This window comes from Pseudomonas sivasensis (genome assembly GCF_021391435.1).
In the GTDB taxonomy this organism is placed as follows: domain Bacteria; phylum Pseudomonadota; class Gammaproteobacteria; order Pseudomonadales; family Pseudomonadaceae; genus Aquipseudomonas; species Aquipseudomonas sivasensis.
Genome location: NZ_CP090029.1, coordinates 3400436 through 3417901, shown reverse-complemented (window position 1 = coordinate 3417901; position 17466 = coordinate 3400436). Strand labels below are relative to the sequence as shown.

At 61.7% G+C, this 17466-nt stretch carries 14 protein-coding genes and 1 tRNA gene; 9 read left to right on the top strand and 6 right to left on the bottom strand.

Annotated features, from left to right (window positions below; translation table 11 throughout):
- Positions 1-20 precede the first annotated feature (20 nt).
- A tRNA-Cys gene (locus LRO94_RS15370) sits at positions 21-94 on the top strand.
- A gap of 109 nt (positions 95-203) precedes the next feature.
- On the top strand, positions 204-410 hold the full coding sequence (locus tag LRO94_RS15365) for a hypothetical protein (protein WP_032885237.1): 207 nt from the start codon (positions 204-206) through the stop codon (positions 408-410).
- Position 411: 1 nt separating this feature from the next.
- On the opposite strand, the gene LRO94_RS15360 is transcribed toward LRO94_RS15365, so the two are convergent.
- Together LRO94_RS15360 and LRO94_RS15355 are read right to left on the bottom strand one after the other, a co-directional pair.
- A complete protein-coding gene (locus LRO94_RS15360; protein WP_032885235.1) occupies positions 412-657 on the bottom strand; it encodes a hypothetical protein in 246 nt (81 codons plus the stop codon).
- Entirely contained in the window at positions 658-1194 is a 537-nt protein-coding gene (locus tag LRO94_RS15355; protein WP_032885233.1) for a GNAT family N-acetyltransferase, read from the bottom strand.
- Between the two features lie 153 nt (positions 1195-1347).
- Between LRO94_RS15355 and LRO94_RS15350 the strand changes: the two genes are divergently transcribed.
- The 4 genes from LRO94_RS15350 to treS all read left to right on the top strand — a co-directional run bounded on the left by LRO94_RS15350 (position 1348) and on the right by treS (position 5918).
- Positions 1348-1515: a hypothetical protein gene (locus LRO94_RS15350; protein ID WP_179178926.1), complete on the top strand. Its 168-nt coding sequence runs from the start codon at positions 1348-1350 to the stop codon at positions 1513-1515.
- Between the two features lie 257 nt (positions 1516-1772).
- Complete coding sequence (locus LRO94_RS15345; protein WP_095184677.1) at positions 1773-2381, top strand: LysE family translocator; 609 nt, start codon at positions 1773-1775, stop codon at positions 2379-2381.
- A 342-nt stretch (positions 2382-2723) separates the two neighbouring features.
- Positions 2724-3704: a GlxA family transcriptional regulator gene (locus tag LRO94_RS15340; RefSeq protein WP_095184678.1), complete on the top strand. Its 981-nt coding sequence runs from the start codon at positions 2724-2726 to the stop codon at positions 3702-3704.
- A gap of 150 nt (positions 3705-3854) precedes the next feature.
- Positions 3855-5918: a maltose alpha-D-glucosyltransferase gene (treS, locus tag LRO94_RS15335; RefSeq protein WP_032885228.1), complete on the top strand. Its 2064-nt coding sequence runs from the start codon at positions 3855-3857 to the stop codon at positions 5916-5918.
- Between the two features lie 151 nt (positions 5919-6069).
- Here the strand turns inward: treS and LRO94_RS15330 are convergent, their stop codons facing one another.
- Together LRO94_RS15330 and baeS are read right to left on the bottom strand one after the other, a co-directional pair.
- On the bottom strand, positions 6070-6765 hold the full coding sequence (locus LRO94_RS15330; protein WP_032885227.1) for a response regulator: 696 nt from the start codon (positions 6763-6765) through the stop codon (positions 6070-6072).
- 3 nt (positions 6766-6768) lie between these two features.
- The gene (baeS, locus tag LRO94_RS15325; protein WP_081797610.1) at positions 6769-8154 is read right to left on the bottom strand and encodes a sensor histidine kinase efflux regulator BaeS; all 1386 of its coding nucleotides are present in this window, start codon (positions 8152-8154) and stop codon (positions 6769-6771) included.
- 147 nt (positions 8155-8301) lie between these two features.
- On the opposite strand from baeS, the gene LRO94_RS15320 reads away from it, so the two are divergent.
- From LRO94_RS15320 to LRO94_RS15310, 3 genes are read left to right on the top strand one after another with little or no spacing between them, the layout of a single operon-like run.
- A complete protein-coding gene (locus tag LRO94_RS15320; protein ID WP_179178927.1) occupies positions 8302-9471 on the top strand; it encodes an efflux RND transporter periplasmic adaptor subunit in 1170 nt (389 codons plus the stop codon).
- Positions 9472-9473: 2 nt separating this feature from the next.
- Positions 9474-12587 (top strand): efflux RND transporter permease subunit, encoded by a 3114-nt coding sequence (locus LRO94_RS15315; protein WP_099602549.1) that lies wholly within the window; start codon positions 9474-9476, stop codon positions 12585-12587.
- Positions 12584-13969, top strand: coding sequence for an efflux transporter outer membrane subunit (locus LRO94_RS15310; RefSeq protein WP_032885221.1), 1386 nt, complete (start codon positions 12584-12586; stop codon positions 13967-13969). The genes LRO94_RS15315 and LRO94_RS15310 overlap by 4 nt, the downstream gene beginning before the upstream one ends.
- A gap of 7 nt (positions 13970-13976) precedes the next feature.
- On the opposite strand, the gene LRO94_RS15305 is transcribed toward LRO94_RS15310, so the two are convergent.
- Entirely contained in the window at positions 13977-15170 is a 1194-nt protein-coding gene (locus tag LRO94_RS15305; protein ID WP_032885219.1) for a dipeptidase, read from the bottom strand.
- 2 nt (positions 15171-15172) lie between these two features.
- Entirely contained in the window at positions 15173-17461 is a 2289-nt protein-coding gene (locus LRO94_RS15300) for a TonB-dependent receptor (protein ID WP_122753440.1), read from the bottom strand.
- Between the last annotated feature and the right edge of the window lie 5 nt (positions 17462-17466).

Genomic DNA, 17466 nt, shown 5'->3' with positions numbered 1-17466 from the left:
CCAGGGCGTTGATCGTTTGAGGCCGAGTAGCAAAATGGTTATGCAGTGGATTGCAAATCCACCTACGCCGGTTCGATTCCGACCTCGGCCTCCACTCTTGAAAACCCCGTAGATTAACGTCTACGGGGTTTTTTATTGTCTGGTGAAAAGTTGGAGTCGTTCACTCGGTTAGAATCATTCTTTGCTCAGTCAGGAGTCTTCTTATGAAATGGATCAGATACTTCAACAGCGCCGCTGAGCGATACGGCAGCAGATTTTCAAACCTGCAAATCCGCCTCTTGGCTGCGTTCCTGCTGGTCGTTCACTGTTTGATGCTTTGGGCTATTCCCAGCTACACCTCGACGTTTCTCGGCGCGTTTGCAGTCACGCTTGGCGCGCTGACGGTGTTCCGGCCAGACCCGCCGCGTTGATTCACGACCGGTTGATGCGCAGCCCCTTAACCTCATCCGCATACGCCGCTAGTTTTGCCTGTTGATTTGCCAGCAGCGCGCACATTCTCATCAATGCTGCCGCCTCATCCGGCGTTCTGCCTTTGGACGCCAGGGTGGTCAACTCCATGACTGACCATCCAATAACAGCCGCGGCATCTTCAAGGTCGTAGAACAATTCCTGCTGGGCGGTTCTGGGCCCGTCGAGGCCCTGTATCAAGTCTTCCATTTATTTCTCCGTTTGGTGCCGATTCAGCTCAAGGCCCATGACAACCATCCCGACTTCCGCCAAATCCGTATCGAATGGGATTTCACCGATCTCCCGGAACCCAAACGCTTCGTAAAACCGTCGGGCGTTTGAATTGCTCTTGAGCACATCCAGCCACAGTAAGTGCTCTCCACGCTGCACTGCCTGATCGCAGATAAACTGCAAAAGTTGCTTGCCGTAGCCAAGTCCGGCAGCGGTTTTGAGGAAATAGATTTTTTGCAGTTCTGCGCCAAGCTCACCGGTGATTGGCGTTGGTGTTGACCAGTTGACCTTGGAAAACCCAATGGGTGTGCCCCGTTCATCTGAGGCGATAAGCCATGACTGACGCTCGGGCAGGTCGAGTGATCGGCTCAACGCGTCGCGTGAGAAATCCTGATCCAGGAAATCCCGCATGCCATCAGGGGACCACAAGGTCGAGAAATGCTGTTGATAGGTCTCGCAGCCCAATGCTCGTAGGCTATCGAGATCGGCTTCAGTCGCTGCACGAATATTGATCATCTAAATCGCCCCGGTTAACTCAAACCCATTGCTCATACGTGTATCCACTACAACACAAACCCTACCAAGACGTTACACGAAAGCCGTGACGGACTTCATTTACAGCGGTCTTACTTTACGTACACCAAACCTTGTAAAGCAGAGAGCGTTGTCATGAAGTTGAATTACCTTACCAAGGCGGCTGTTGTTGTTGCGCTGTTGTCTACCTTGTCGGGCTGCTGGATGTTTATGCCACCGGGCGGTGGTGGTGGCGGCGGCCATGGCGGTGGTGGTCATGGTCAAGGCGGCGGCCCTGGCGGCGGCGGTGGTGGTCAGCGTTAACCGTTAGTCAACGAGAGCAGGTCATGAACAATGACCTGCCTTTTTTTTGCCTGGGATAAATCGCGGACAAAGAAAAGCCCGCGATGGGGAGTGCGGGCTAAAAGGGATGTTCATTAGGAGCTGGGTCTACCCTATTCGGTCGTCTGTGAAAGGTTTGTGAAAAGTGTACGCCTCAATCCGCGCATGGCTGTATGGGGCAGTGGAGGCCATAACCCACTACTGTCGCCTGCATACAACCCCTGTTTGGATGCTGCCTCATGTTCATGTCCACCAGCTTGCTCTCAGCCTTTGTGCTGTTCGCTTTCGTGTCCTCGATCACCCCTGGGCCCAATAACACCATGTTGCTCGCCTCGGGGGTTAACTTCGGGTTTCGCCGCTCGATGCCCCATGCGCTGGGGATCAGTATCGGCTTCATGCTGCTGGTGATTTCGGTCGGCCTGGGATTGGGCGAAGTGTTCAAGGTGTTTCCTTGGGCCTACACCGTATTGCGCTATGTCGGCGCCGCGTACCTGTTGTACCTGGCGTGGAAGATTGCGACGGCAGGCGGCATGTCCGACAGCAGTGACGAACACGGCAAGCCCATGACATTCCTCGGCGCCGCTGCGTTTCAGTGGGTGAACCCCAAGGCGTGGATCATGGCGCTGGGAGCCATCACCACGTACACGCCGGCCGAGGGTTATGTCACCAACGTGCTGGTGATTGCGTTGGTGTTTGCGGTAGTGAACCTGCCCAGCGTGTGCGTGTGGGTGGGCTGTGGTAGCGGCCTGCGCAATGTGTTGCGTGAGCCGCGTTGGCTGAGGCTGTTCAACTGGTCCATGGCCGCGTTGCTGGTGCTGTCGCTGTACCCGATGTTGTTTGCCAGTTAAGCGCTAGACCGGTGAGATCGTCGCCAGCAGGCCGATGCCGATGGTCAGCACTAAAAAACCGAACAGGAAAATCGCCATCTTGGTCATAAGGCCTCCGAAGGGAAGGGAATAAGGATTGGGGGTATTGTCCGCCTTGAGCGCATTTCAATACAGGCGCAGATAACAAAGAAAAAACCGTATCAGATGGGCCTTGTACTGTTCTGCCACGGGCTTCCGGGGGCTGTGCTTTTTACAAGATCAGCGCCTGAGACAGCCAACGCATTTCCCCCTAAGATGGCGCCCACGGCATCAACAATAACAGTGGGCCAACCCTCGATGGAAAGACGTCAATTCAGCGGCGGCATGAAAGGCAAGAACCTGCGCTACCTCAATGAAACCCCGCAACCGGCATCGGTCACCCGTGTCGGCTTCCTGTTGCTCGAACACTTCTCCCTGCCGGCATTCACCCAGACCCTCGACACCTTCGTCACCGCCAACCTGCTGCGTCCTGATCTGTTCGCTTCGCGGACGTTTGGTTGGGGCGACGGCGAAGTGATCAGCGACCTGGGCCTGGTCATCCGCCCCGATGCGTGCCTTGATGCTGCTGCGCTGCATGATTTGGACTTGCTGGTGATCTGCGGCGGTTTTCGCACCGAACTCAAGGCCGGCGAGGATTTCATCCAACTGCTGCGCAGCGCTGGCGAGCGCGGCGTGCACCTCGCGGGGTTGTGGAACGGCGCTTGGTTTCTTGGCCGCGCAGGGCTGTTGCAGGGCTACCGCTGCGCCATCCACCCCGAACACCGCCCGGCGCTGGCGGAAGTGTCCAAAGCCACCGACGTCACCAGTGAACCCTACGTGATCGACCGCGACCGCCTGACCGCCTCCAGCCCTTCAGGCGCGTTCCATATGGCCCTGGACTGGATCAAGAGCCTGCATGGCAAAGCACTGGTCGAAGGTATCGAGGACATCCTGGCGTTTGAGGAGTCCCGCTACCGGCGTATCAAACCCACTGAAAACGTCAGCGTCAGCGCGCCGTTGCGTGAAGTGGTAAAGCTGATGGACGCCAACCTCGAAGAGCCTTTGGAACTGGACCAGCTCGCCGTCTACGCGGGTCGTTCCCGCCGCCAGCTTGAGCGGTTGTTCAAGGAACAGCTGGGCACCACGCCGCAGCGCTACTACATGGAATTGCGAGTGACGGAAGCGCGTCGGTTGTTGCAGCACACCGAGTTGTCGCAAGTGGAAGTGCTGGTGGCGTGCGGATTTGTGTCGCCGAGCCATTTCAGCAAGTGCTACAGCTCGTATTTCGGCTATCGCCCCTCGAAGGAGAAGCGGTTGGTCAAATAGCCGACGCCGATCCGTTGTGGGAGCGGCCGCTCTGTTCAGAATCGATCCTGTCGATCCACGGCGTAATGACGGCCATTGCAATGCAACGAATGGGCTCCGTACCCCTCATATGTCTACGAGTAACGTTTCACGACGACAGGTACCGAGCTTATGACCGCTGCTGAAAACAACCATGTGAACTGGCTGGTAGAACAATCGATGCTGCATGCGGCCCGCCAGCGCGCCAAGCTCTATTCGGGGCAAGGCCGGTTGTGGCAGCAGCCCTTTGCACAGACACGGCCGCGGGACGCCACGGCGCTCTCGTCAGTGTGGTTCACCGCCTATCCGGCCTCGATCGTGACCCGCGAGGGCGGTACGGTGCTGGAGGCGCTGGGGGATGAAACCCTATGGCATACCCTGTCGAAGATCGGCATCCAAGGCATTCATAACGGCCCGCTGAAAAAGTCCGGTGGCCTGAGCGGCACACGGCACACGCCGACCATCGACGGCAACTTCGACCGCATCAGCTTCGAGATCGACCCGCAGTTGGGCACTGAGGCGCAGTTGCAGGCGTTGACGCGCATGGCGGCGGCGCACAACGCGGTGATCATTGACGATGTGATCCCGTCCCACACCGGCAAGGGCGCGGATTTCCGCCTGGCCGAAATGGCGTACGAGGATTACCCCGGCCTCTACCACATGGTGGAAATTCGTGAGGAAGACTGGCCGTTGCTGCCCGACGTGGCCGAGGGCCGCGATGCGCAGAACCTCAGCCCGCTGCAAGTGGACGCCCTGCGCGACAAGCACTACATCGTCGGCCAGTTGCAGCGGGTGATCTTCTTTGAGCCTGGCGTGAAGGAAACCGACTGGAGCACCACGCCCGTGGTCATCGGCGTGGATGGCAAGCCGCGTCGCTGGGTGTACCTGCATTACTTCAAGGAAGGTCAGCCGTCACTCAACTGGCTGGACCCGACCTTCGCCGCGCAGCAGATGATCATCGGCGACGCCCTGCACGCCATCGACGTGATGGGTGCCAAGATCCTGCGCCTGGACGCCAACGGCTTCCTTGGTGTGGAACGAAAGCTCGATGGCACGGCCTGGTCGGAGAGCCATCCCCTGTCGATCACCGGCAACCAACTGCTCGGCGGGGCGATTCGCAAGGCGGGAGGGTTCAGTTTTCAGGAACTGAACCTCACCGTCGACGATATCGCCTCCATGTCCCACGGCGGCGCCGACCTGTCCTATGACTTCATCACCCGTCCCGCGTACCAGCATGCACTGCTGATGGGCGATGCCGAGTTCCTGCGCCTGATGCTGCGTGAAATGCACCGTCAGGGCATCGACCCTGGCTCGCTGATCCATGCCTTGCAGAATCACGACGAATTGACCCTTGAACTGGTGCATTTCTGGACCCTGCACGCCAACGACAGCTTCCTCTACCAGGGCCAGACCTTCCCCGGCAATATCCTGCGCGAGCACATTCGCGAACAGATGTACGAACGCCTGACGGGCGAGCATGCGCCGTACAACCTTAAGTTCGTCACCAATGGCGTGTCCTGCACCACGGCGAGCATCATCACGGCGGCGCTGGGCATTCGTGATCTGGACGCGATTACGCCTGCGGATATCGAACAGATCCGCCAGATCCATTTACTGCTGGTGATGTACAACGCCATGCAGCCAGGGGTGTTTGCCTTGTCCGGCTGGGATTTGGTCGGGGCGCTGCCGTTGGCGGCCGACGACGTTGAGCACTTGATGCAGGACGGCGACACCCGCTGGATTCATCGCGGCGCCTACGACCTGGTAGACCTGAACCCGGACGCAGAATTGTCGGCCGGCCAGATGCCGCGCTCGAAAAGCCTGTACGGCAGCCTGAACAGCCAGTTGCTGGACCCCGAATCATTTGCCTCGCAGCTGCAAAAAATCTTAGCCGTACGCCGCGCCTACGACATCGCCGCCAGCCGTCAGATCCTGGTGCCAGACGTGGAAAACCCGGCGCTGCTGATCATGGTTCACGACTTGCCGGCCGGGAAGGGCACGCAAATCACCGCGCTGAACTTCGGCGCGACGCCGATCACCGAAACCCTCAACCTGCCGGGTATCGCGGCGGGGATGGTGGTGGACATCATCAACGAACGGGTAGAAGGGGATCTGACGGCGGACGGTGAGTTCACCATTACCCTGGATGCGTACGAGGGCCTGGCGTTGCGGGTTATCGGCAGCACGCCGATGTAACCCCAATCCTCCAAGCACCAAATGTGGGAGGGGGCTTGCCCCCGACCCCCGATAGCAGTGGGTCAGTTATTAAATTAGTGACTGACACACCGCTATCCGGGGCAAGTCGAATCGTCGCACCGCCCCTCCCACATTTGAACCCGCAGTGTTTTCAGGCATGTGGCCGCTTTTCAGCCAACTGAAACCGATACCCCACCCCATACAACGACTCAATCGGCGTTTCCCCTGGGCACACCTGTTCCAGCTTTCGCCGCAGGTTGCGGATATGGCTGTCCACCGTGCGGTCGGTCACCACGCGGTGGTCGGAATAGATGTGATCCAACAATTGGTCGCGGGAAAATACGCGGCCGGCGGCGCGGGCGAAGGTGTTGAGCAGGCGCAATTCAAGGGGCGTGAGGTCCAGCGTGATGCCGTCCAGCGAGGCCTGGTAGCGAGCCTCGTCGATCAGCAGGCGTGGCGCGCTGGTGTCCAGCAACTGCGGGCTGCGGCGCAGGATGGCCTTGACCCGCGCCACCACTTCACGGGGGCTGAAGGGCTTGCAGATGTAATCGTCGGCGCCCAGTTCCAGGCCGAGCAGGCGGTCCACTTCTTCGACGCGGGCGGTGATCATGATGATCGGCACCGCGCTGAAACCACGCAGGTCCTGGCACAGCTGCATGCCGTCACGGCCGGGCAGCATCAGGTCGAGCAGGACCAATCTGGGTTCGTGGGCGCGCACGGCGGGCACCACGTGCAGGCCATTGTCCAGGCACAGGGTGGTGTAGCCGGCCGCCTCGAGGTAGTCCCGCATCAGGGCGGCGAGTTTGGGTTCGTCTTCGACGATCAGGATCGGCTGTTCATCGTTCATGGTTCACAGGCTCCGGGGCAGGCGCAGGATCAGCCACAGGCCGCCATAGGGCGAGTGGTCGGCAACCAGGCTGCCATCGTGGGCGTTGGCGATGCTGCGGCAGATTGCCAGGCCCAGGCCAGCGCCGCCATGCTCGCGGTTGCGCGATGACTCGCCGCGGTAGAACCGCTCGAACAAGCGCGGCAACTGGTCTGCGGACACGCCCGGCCCGGAGTCGAGAAAGTCGATACGCACCGTGTCGCGGTCGACACCGACACTGATGCGCAACGTGCCGTTGACGTCGGTGTAGCGCACGGCATTTTCCAGCAGGTTGGAAAACAATTGCTGCAAGCGACTGGCATCCGCCAGCAACTCCACGGGCTGGCGCGGCAACTCCAGGTCGATCTGCAACTGGCGGGCGGTGAAGCGGTCCCGGTACATCGCCAGGCTGTTTTCGAGCAGGTCGTTCAGCAGGCATGGGGCCTTGCGGTAGGTCAGGGCACCTACGTCCGCCAGCGACAGTTCATACAGGTCATCCACCAGCTTGCTGAGCATGCTGACTTCGCCTTGCAGCGACTTCATTGAGCTTTGGTCAAGGCTGCGCACGCCGTCCTCGATCGCCTCCAGTTCGCCACGCAGTACCGACAGCGGGGTGCGCAGTTCATGGGAGACATCGGCCATAAATTCTCGGCGCATTTTCTCGTTGCGCTCCAAGGTGTAGGCCAATTGGTTGAAGTCGCGGGACAGTTGGCCGACTTCGTCGTCGGAGGCCACGGCCACGCGACTGCTGTAGTCGCCGCTGGCCAGGCGGTGTGTGGCGGCGGCCACGCGCTTGACCGGCTCCAGCAGTGTGCGGGCGATCCACCAGGCTATCAGCATCGCCAGCAGCAACGAGAACACGCCCATCACCAAGCTGGTGCGCAGTTGGTACTGCTGGAAGCGTTCGCCGCCGGCTTCGGTCACGCTCTGGAATGGCGTGACGGCCAGCCAGCCGACGGTTTCACTGTTCACCACCACGGGCTGTACCAGCGCATCTTCGCCAATGGCCGGGTAACCGGTGACGCGTTTCTTGTCTTTATCGAGGAGGGCGATGCGAAACAGTGCACCGGTCAAGTCCGAGGCCAGCGGGGGCCGCAAATCATCCGACGCACGCGCGGCATCAGGGTCGGGCCGCATGACGTCAAACCAGCGATCCGGCCGATTGCGCAGAAAGTCCCAATTGCCCTCACGTTGGTAAGCCGTGGCCAGGCGCGGCACCACCTGGGCCATGCGCTCCATTGCCTGCTCATTGATAAAGCCCAGGAACCCCCGCCCAAAACTCCAACTGGTGGCCAGGCCCATGCTCAGGATGACCAGCAACACACCGGCCAGCACCGCGACAAACAACTTGGTGGAGATACTCAACTTCATGAATGGGGGCCGTAACAAAAGGGACGCGTCCATTTAGGCCCCCACGGACGAAAGATTCAACCCAGGTCGGCAATCTTCAATTTTCCTGCACATTTGCCTTGCAGCATGAGGGTAAGGCTTGCACTACCCCGTCTTGCAGAGGCAACTATGTCGACCAAATTCTTCGCCAAATACCTGGTAACCGCCGCGGTTCTCCTGTCCCTCATCATTCTGGTGCTGCTCGGCAGCTGCTCGGCTGGCGACCCCGCGCCCGAAGTCGCTGCCCCCAAAGTCTCGGTGATCACCGTGGAACCCAAGAGCCAGGTGCGGACCACTGAACTGGCCGGGCGTACCCAGGCCTTTATGGTCGCCGAGATTCGCCCGCAGGTCGGCGGGATCGTGCAACAGCGCCTGTTTGTCGAAGGCGCCGAGGTGAAAGCCGGGCAGGCGCTGTACCAACTGGATGCGGCACCGTACAAGGCGGCGCTGGCTGAGGCCCAGGCGAGCCTGGCCAAGGCGCGCGCCACGTTGAAGTCGGCACAGACCACCGCCGCGCGTAACGCCCAGTTGGTGAAGATCGACGCCATCAGCCAGCAAACCAACGAGGACTCACAGGCCACCCTGCTGACCGCCGCCGCTGACGTGCAGGTGGCCCAGGCCGACCTCGACACCGCCCGCATCAACCTGGCCTATACCCGCATCACGTCGCCGGTCGCGGGGCGCATCGAAACGTCTACCGTGACACCCGGTGCGCTGGTGGTGGCCAACCAGGACACCGCACTCACGACCGTGCAGCAACTCGACCCGATCTATGTGGATGTGACCCAGTCCACCACCGAATTGCTGGCCCTCAAGCGCGACCTGGCTAGTGGCGTGTTGCAGGCCAACGGTGACGGCGAGGCCCGCATCAGCCTCAAGCTGGATGACGGCAGCGCCTACAACCACGATGGCCGCCTCAAGTTCAGCGGGGTCAGCGTCAACCAGGGCACCGGCACCGTGACCTTGCGCGCGGTATTCGACAACCCGGAGCATTTGCTGATGCCCGGCATGTACGTGCGCGGCGTGTTGGAGCAGGCCCGCGATGACCAGGCGATCCTGATCCCGCAAAAAGCCGTGAGCCGCAGCGCCAGCGGCGTGACCTCGGTGTTGCTGGTGGTAGACGGCAAGGTCGAGCAACGCGTGCTCACCGTTGACCGCGCCGTGGGCAACCAGTGGTGGGTGACCGCCGGTTTGAAGGCCGGTGACCAGGTGATCGTCGAGGGTGGGCAAAAAGTCCGCATCGGCGCCGTGGTCCAGACCCAGGCCGCAGATGCCGGCGCCCTGGCGCAGGAGGGTTGAACATGGCGCGTTTCTTTATTGATCGACCGATTTTCGCCTGGGTCATCGCCATCGTCATCATGCTCGGCGGTGCGTTATCCATCAGCCAGTTGCCGCTGGAGCAGTACCCGGACATCGCGCCGCCCACCGTGCGTATTTCCGCCACCTACACCGGCGCGTCGGCCAAGACCGTCGAAGACTCGGTGACCCAGGTCATCGAGCAGCAAATGAAAGGCCTGGACAATCTGACCTACATGTCCGCCTCCAGCAGTTCGGCGGGCAGCGCCAGTATCAGCCTGACCTTTGGCGCCGGCACCGACCCGGATGTGGCGCAGATGCAGGTGCAGAACAAGCTGCAACAGGCCGAGTCGCGCTTGCCGCAATCGGTGCAGAGCGAAGGCTTGACCGTGACCAAGGGCGGCTCGGACTTTTTGATGATTGCCGCCCTGGCGTCGGATAATCCCAGCGTCACCGGCACCCAGATCGGTGACTACATCTCCAGCACCCTGCTCGATTCCATCAGCCGTATCGACGGCGTGGGCGACGTACAGACCCTCGGTTCTGGCTACGCCATGCGCATCTGGCTGGACCCGGCGCTACTGGAAAAATACGCGCTGATGCCCTCGGATGTGAGCTCTGCGCTGGAGGCACAAAACACCGAAGTGTCAGCCGGCCAACTCGGCGCATTGCCGGCGGTGAAGGGGCAGCAACTCAATGCCACCATCAGCGCGCGCAGCAAACTGCAAACGGCCGAAGCGTTCCGCAACGTGGTGATCAAGTCCAGCAGCGACGGCGCGGTAGTGCTGCTCGGCGATGTGGCGACCGTGGAGTTGGGCAGCGAAAGCTATGACATCAACTCGGCCCTCAACGGCAAGCCGGCCGCCGCCATGGGCGTGCAACTGGCGGCGGGCGCCAATGCGCTGGACGTGGGCGAGGCAGTCAAGGCCAAGCTCAAGGAGCTGGCGCCGTTCTACCCCACTGAAATGCAATTGAAGAACGTGATCGCCTACGACACCACGCCCTTTGTGAGCCTGTCCATCGAGGAAGTGGTCAAGTCCCTGGGCGAGGCCATCGTGCTGGTGGTGCTGATCATGTTCCTGTTCCTGCAAAACCTGCGCGCTACGCTGATCCCGGCGATCACGGTGCCGGTGGTTCTGTTGGGCACGTTTGGCGTGTTGGCGTTGTTCGGGTACTCGATCAATACCCTGACCATGTTTGCCATGGTCCTGGCCATTGGGTTGCTGGTCGACGATGCGATTGTGGTGGTGGAAAACGTCGAACGGGTGATGGCCGAGCAGGGCTTGTCGGCCCTGGCGGCCACGCGGCAATCGATGGATGAAATTACCAGCGCACTGGTCGGCATCGCCCTGGTGTTGAGTGCGGTGTTTATTCCCATGGCGTTTTTTGGGGGTTCCACCGGGATTATCTATCGGCAGTTTTCGGTGACCATCGTCTCGGCCATGGTGCTTTCGGTGGTGGTCGCGATGACCCTCACGCCAGCACTGTGCGCCACGCTGCTCAAGCCAGGGCACGCCGTTCAACGGGGCTTTTTCGGCTGGTTCAATCGCTCCTTTGATCGTTGCTCCCGCGCGTATGAAGCGTTGGTTGGCGGTGTCCTGCAACGCTCACGGCGCAGCCTGGTGGTGTACGCGCTGATCGCCGCAGCCATGGCAGCGGGTTACGCCAGCTTGCCTACCTCATTCCTGCCGGATGAGGATCAGGGCATTCTCATGGCGCAAATCCAGCTGCCGGTAGGGGCCACCGACAGCCGTACCCAGGCGGTGTTGCACCAGTTCGAGCAGTACATGCTCAAGCAGCCGGAAGTCGAGGCGATGATCAGCATCAGCGGCCTGGGCATGGGCGGCAACAGCCAGAACACCGCGCGCGCGTTTATTCGCTTGAAGGACTGGAGTGAGCGCTCAGACGATGCCGCTACGATTGCCCAACGCGCCACGTTGGCACTGGCAAGCATTGGCGATGCCGATGTGTTCGTGATGCAACCGCCCGCCGTGCGCGGCCTGGGCCAGAGTTCAGGGTTTGATTTGCAGCTCAAGGACCTCGCCGGTCTTGGCCACGATGCGTTGGTGGCGGCGCGCGAGCAGTTTATTGCGCTGGCCAGGCAAGACCCGCGCCTGCTGGGCGTACGCAGCAATGGCCTGGACGACGCACCGCAACTCAAAATCAGCATCGATGACCGCAAGGCGGGGGCCTTGAGTCTGAGCACCAGCGACATCAACAGCACCTTGTCCACGGCGTTGGGCGGCACGTATGTGAACGACTTCCTCAACCAGGGCCGCGTGAAGAAGGTCTACGTGCAGGGCGACGCCAGCACCCGCATGCAAGCGGCGGATCTGGATCACTGGTTCGTGCGCAACAGCAACGGTGAAATGGTGCCGTTTTCGTCATTTGCCAGCAGTGCCTGGAGCTATGGCTCGCCTTTGCTGGAACGCTACAACGGCACATCTTCCCTGGAAGTGGTCGGCGACCCGGCGCCCGGCGTGAGCTCCGGCGCTGCGATGGACGCGGTGGAAGCGATTGCCCGGCAACTGCCCGATGGCATCGGCTACGAGTGGACCGGCCAGTCCTACCAACTGCGTCTTTCAGGGTCCCAGGCGCCGTTGCTGTATGCGGTGTCCATCCTGTTTGTGTTCCTGTGCCTGGCCGCACTGTACGAGAGCTGGTCGGTGCCGTTCTCGGTGATTCTGGTTGTGCCGCTGGGCATCGTCGGCGCGGTGTTGGCCACGCGATTGACCGGGTTGAGCAATGACGTGTACTTCCAGGTCGGCCTGCTGACCACCGTTGGGCTGGCGGCGAAAAACGCGATCCTGATCGTCGAATTTGCCAAGCACCTGCAAGAGCAGGGCAACAGCCTGCGCGAGGCGACGCTGATTGCCGTGCGCCAGCGCTTGCGGCCGATCCTGATGACCTCGCTGGCCTTCATGTTCGGCGTGCTGCCCCTGGCCGTGAGCAGTGGCGCAGGTTCCGCCGGGCGTCGCGCCATCGGTACCGGTGTGCTGGGCGGCATGTTCAGCGCCACGGTGCTGGGGATCTTCTTTGTACCGCTGTTTTTTGTGTTGATCCGCCGCCGCTTTGGCCGTGTCAGCACGACGCCCACTGTCGAAAAAGGTGACGCATGATCCGCTTTCTCTGTCCGTTAGTGGCCGCCTTGGTCCTCAGCGGCTGCATCAACCTGGCGCCTCACTATCAACAGCCTGAAGCCCCGGTGCCTGGCGAATGGCAAGCGGGCGTGCAGGGTGAGGTGCCGGCCGGCATCCAGTGGCAGCAGTTCTTTACCGACCGCCGCTTGGCACAACTGCAAACCCTGGCGCTGGCCAATAACCGCGACCTGCGCCTGGCCAGCCTGAATATCGAGAAGGCCCAGGCGCAATACCGTATTCAGCGCGCCGCGGCGTTCCCGACCATCGACGCCAGCGTCAGCGGTACTCACAGCCGCACGCCGGGTTCGCTGTCCAGCAGCGGCACGGCCGTCACCAGCCACGACTACAGTGCCCAACTGGGGCTGAGCAGCTATGAAGTCGACGTGTTCGGCCGCGTGCAGAACCTGCAGGACGAAGCGCTGGAAGACTACCTGGCGCTGACCGAAACCCGGCGCAGCACGCAAATCAGCCTGGTGGCCGAAGTGGCCACCGCCTGGCTGACCCTGGCCGCCGACAACGAGCACCTGCAACTGGCCGAGGAGACCCTGGCCAGCCAGCAGTCCACCTACGAACTGACCCAGCGCAGCCACACCCTGGGTGGTTCGACGGCGTTGGCCGTGGCCCAGGCGCAAACCACCGTCGAGTCGGCGCGGGTCGATGTGGCCGAGTATCAGAGCCAGATTCTCCAGGACCGCAACGCCTTGCGCCTGCTGGTTGGCAGCGACATTCCCGACGCCTTGCTGCCCGACGCCCACCTGCAATCGGCGGCGGCGTTGGTGCAGGTGCCGGCCGAACTGCCGTCGAGCCTGTTGCAGCGACGCCCCGATGTCCTCGCTGCGGAGCACAGCCTCAAGTCCGCGAACATCGACATTGGCGCGGCCCGTGCGGCGTTTTTCCCCAGCATCAGCCTCACCGCGAATGCGGGCTCCGCCAGTTCGTCACTGTCCAGCCTGTTCAAGGCCGGCAGCGGCGCCTGGACCTTCGCCCCGAGCATCAGCGTGCCGATCTTCGATGCCGGCAGTAACCGCGCGACCCTGGATGCGGCCAAGGTCGAGAAAGAGATCCAAGTGCAGACCTACCAGCAAACCCTGCAAACCGCATTCAAGGAAGTCGCCGATGCCCTGGCCGTGCGCAGCACCCTGGACCAACGCCTCACCGCCCAGCAAGCGCTGACCGATGCCAGCCAGAAGAGCTACGACCTGTCCGACGCGCTCTACCGCGCCGGCTCGCAAAGCTACCTCGAAGCCCTGGACTCCCAGCGCTCGCTGTACAGCGCCCAGCAGGACCTGATCACCCTGCGCCTGGCGGAGCAGAGTAATCGGGTGAGTTTGTATAAGGTGATGGGGGGAGGGTGGCAGTAGGTTAACGCTACAGGGCGGCGGATTGAGCCGCCTGCAACACCCGCAACAAATTCCCACTCCAGATATTCGCGATCTGCGCCTCGCTATACCCGGCATCCAACAACCGCTGGGTAATCACCGGCAACTGGCTGACATCTTCCAGCCCGGTCACGCCACCGCCGCCATCCCAGTCGGCGCCTATGCCGACGTGATCGGGGCCGGCCACTTCGAGCAAATGCAGCAGGTGCTTCATGAACACATCGAGGCTCGCCTTGGGTTGGGCGAAGCGATGGTTGAGGGTGTCGCGTTCTTGGTAGAGCGCCTTGATCTGTTCTGGACTCAGGGCGGCAAGGTTGTGAAAGCGTGCACCGAGGGCGGCCATGGCTTTGTTGCGTTCCGGGTTGGGCGTGAGGGGGATCAGGTAGTCGCTGTAGGCGTTGACCTGGATGACACCGCCCTTGGCCGCCAGTTGGCGCACGCGGTTGTCGTCGAGGTTGCGCGGGTGCGGGTTGACCGCGCGGCTGCTGGAGTGGGAGGCGATCAGTGGGGCGCTGGACAACGCCAGCATCTGGTCGAACACCGCGTCGCTGGCGTGGGACACGTCCAGCAGGATGCCCAGGCGGTTGGCTCGCTGCACCAGGTCGCGGCCCTTGGGGCTCAGGCCTTTCCATTCCGGCAGGGCGGTGGCCGAGTCGGCCAGGTCGTTGTTCATGAAATGCACCAGGCCGAGCATGCGCAGGCCTTGGCGGTAGTAGGTGTTGAGCAAATCGGGATCGGAGCTCAGCGGGTCGGCGTTTTCCATGCTGATAAACACTACGCGCTTGCCTTGGGCGGCGATGCGCCGGGCGTCGTCGGCGGTGAGGGCCAGGGCAAAGCTGTCGGGGTTGCGGTCGATGACGTCGCGGATGCGCGTGAGGGTGGCCAGGCCATACGCGCTGGCGTAGGCACGGCCCTCCTCGGTGCGTGGGCCCTGAGGGGTGTAGACCGCAAAAAAGCCACCATCCAGGCCGCCTTCGCGCATGCGCGGCAGGTCGACCTGGCTGCCGTCCTGTTCGTAGTCGTGGCGCTCCAGGATGTTCCAACCGGGTCGGGTCAGGGTCAGCGGTGTGTCGAGGTGGCTGTCCAGCACCAGCAGGCGCTGGTGCAGGGCGAGGGTCGTGGGAATCACTTGCGCGTGGGCCAGAAACGGCAACAAGGCGAGGATCAGCAGGCGCTTGGTCATGTTCAAAACTCCATGCTCAAGGTGCTTTGGAAGGTGCGCGGCGAGCCGGGTCGGAACACGGCGGGGCCGCTGGTGCTGGTGAGGATGTAGCCCAGGTAGTCCTTGTCGAACAGGTTGTCGACGTTAAAGCGCAACTTGACGTTTTTCAGCGGGCCGTAATGCACGCGCTCGCCGCCCAGGTCCAGGTAGGCGTTGTACAGGGTGTAACCGGGCACCGATTCACTGTTGGTGAAGTTGCTGTAGCGTTCGCCGATGTAGCGCGCCGAAAAGTTAAGCAACGCCCACGGTGCCAGCTCGTAAGTAACCCCGGCCTGTGCCAGCCAGCGGGGGCTGTCGGGCACGTCATTGTCACGGATCGACAGGCCGGCGGCATCGTTCTGGAAGGTGGATTTGTTGTAGGTCAGGTTGCCGTTGAGCACCACCTTGTCGGCCAGGATCGGTGGTTTCCATTGACCGCTCAGCTCCGTGCCATAGGCCTGCACCTTGCCGACGTTCTGGTAGTAGGTTTCCACCTGGCTGCTGCCGGGCACCGCTGAGGCAAAGGCTTGCAGGCGGTTGTCGAAGTCGGTGCGGTACAGCGCCCAGGCGGCGTTGAAGGTCGGACGGTTGATGCGATAACCCACCTCGTAGTTCTTAGCCCGTTCGGCATCCGGCGGCGGTGCGCTGGGGCTGGCAGCGCGGAAAATGTCGTCGGCGCCACGGGGCAGGGCCATGTTTTCCGAGTAAGAGGCGAACACTTGGGTGTCGTCGGTGAGGTTGTAGACCAGCCCGGCCTGGGGCAGGAAGGCGTCGTTCCATTGGGTACTGAGGCGCGGTTGGCGATTGTTGATGTAGTCACCGGCGTTGCGATAGCCCTCGATGCGGTATTTGAGGTTCAAGCTCTTGAAGCCGAATTGCAGGCGCAGGCGATCATCGAGCAGGGTCCAGGTGTCCTTGAGGTGGTACTGCAACGAATTGCGCGTGGAGCTGAAATCCCCTTGCAGGTGCACCGGTTCATTGAACAGCGGCTCGCCAGCCGGGCTGCCATCGGTGAGGTTGTAGCGGCCTTGCTGGCGGTTGAACACATCGGTCTCGGCCCACAGCCCGGTGTCGATCTGGTGTTGACCCACTTCCCATTGCAGCCCGGTACGCCCCCCGAACCGGTGCCCGCTCAGGGACGACAGCCCGTATTGCACGCCTTTGGGGGCGAACAGACCGTCCACATTGCTTTCGGCATTGTGCAGCGCCAGGGAGGTGGCGTAGGCCTCGGGCGACACGCCAAAGCCCTTCTTGGCTTCGTAGTACAGGGTGGTGTAGTTGAGCAGGTCCGGGCGGATCTCGAACTGGCCGCCGAGGCTGTATAAGGTGTCGCGCCGCTGGTTCACCGCCTGTTTGTAGAACTGGTTGTAGCCGGTGTTGCTGTAGCGCACACCCGGCACGCTTTCGGGTAGATCGGGAAGGCTGTCCAGGTAGGCGAAGTAACGGCCCGAACGCCCGAAGGGGTCGTTGGCGCTGCCGTCGTACTGGGCGATGCTGACGTAGGGCGAGTCATAGTCGTAGAACGAGTTGTGCACCGCGCGCAGCCATACTTCATCGCGATCACCGAAGCGATAACGCACTTTGGCCTCCAAGTGTTCGCGATCGATTGTGCCGGGGCCGCGCCACAGGTCGCCGTCGATTTTTGAACGGCTGAAATACGCTGACAGGCCTTGGTATTCGCCGCTTTGCAACTTGACGAAACTGCGCCGCAGACTGTCGCTGCCCAAGGTATAGGACAGGCTCACGCCAGGCTCCACCGTGGGGTTGCTGGTCTGGTAATCCACATACGGACCCAGTGACGCATAGCCCGATTGCGACACATCCCCGGCCCCGGTAGAGGCCGTGACCCGTTCGGTGTTTTCGTTGTCGACGTAGCGATAGATCGGGCTGCCGCCAAACTGGTCGGTACGGCCCAACGGCACGCCGTCGATGGAAAAACCGATCTGCTGCAAATTGAACGCCCGCACGAACACCGAGTTGCCGAACTCATACAAGCCCAGCGCATCGTTGACCTGCACGTTGAAGCCCGGTAGCGCTTCGAGCATTTTCAGCCCCGAGGTGCCCGCCGGCGCCGACAGCAGCGCCTGGTGCGAGATGCTCAGGGTGTTGCTGATCTTGTCTTCGCCGATGGCGGCGCTGGCTTCGGTGACGCGTGCGCCGACCACCTCGACCTTGCTCAGTTGCGGTTCGGTGGAGCTGGCGGTTTGCGCGGCCCACGTGGAGTCGGCCAGCAGCAGGCTGGCGAGCAGGGTTTTACGGTACTGAGCAATCATTGTTC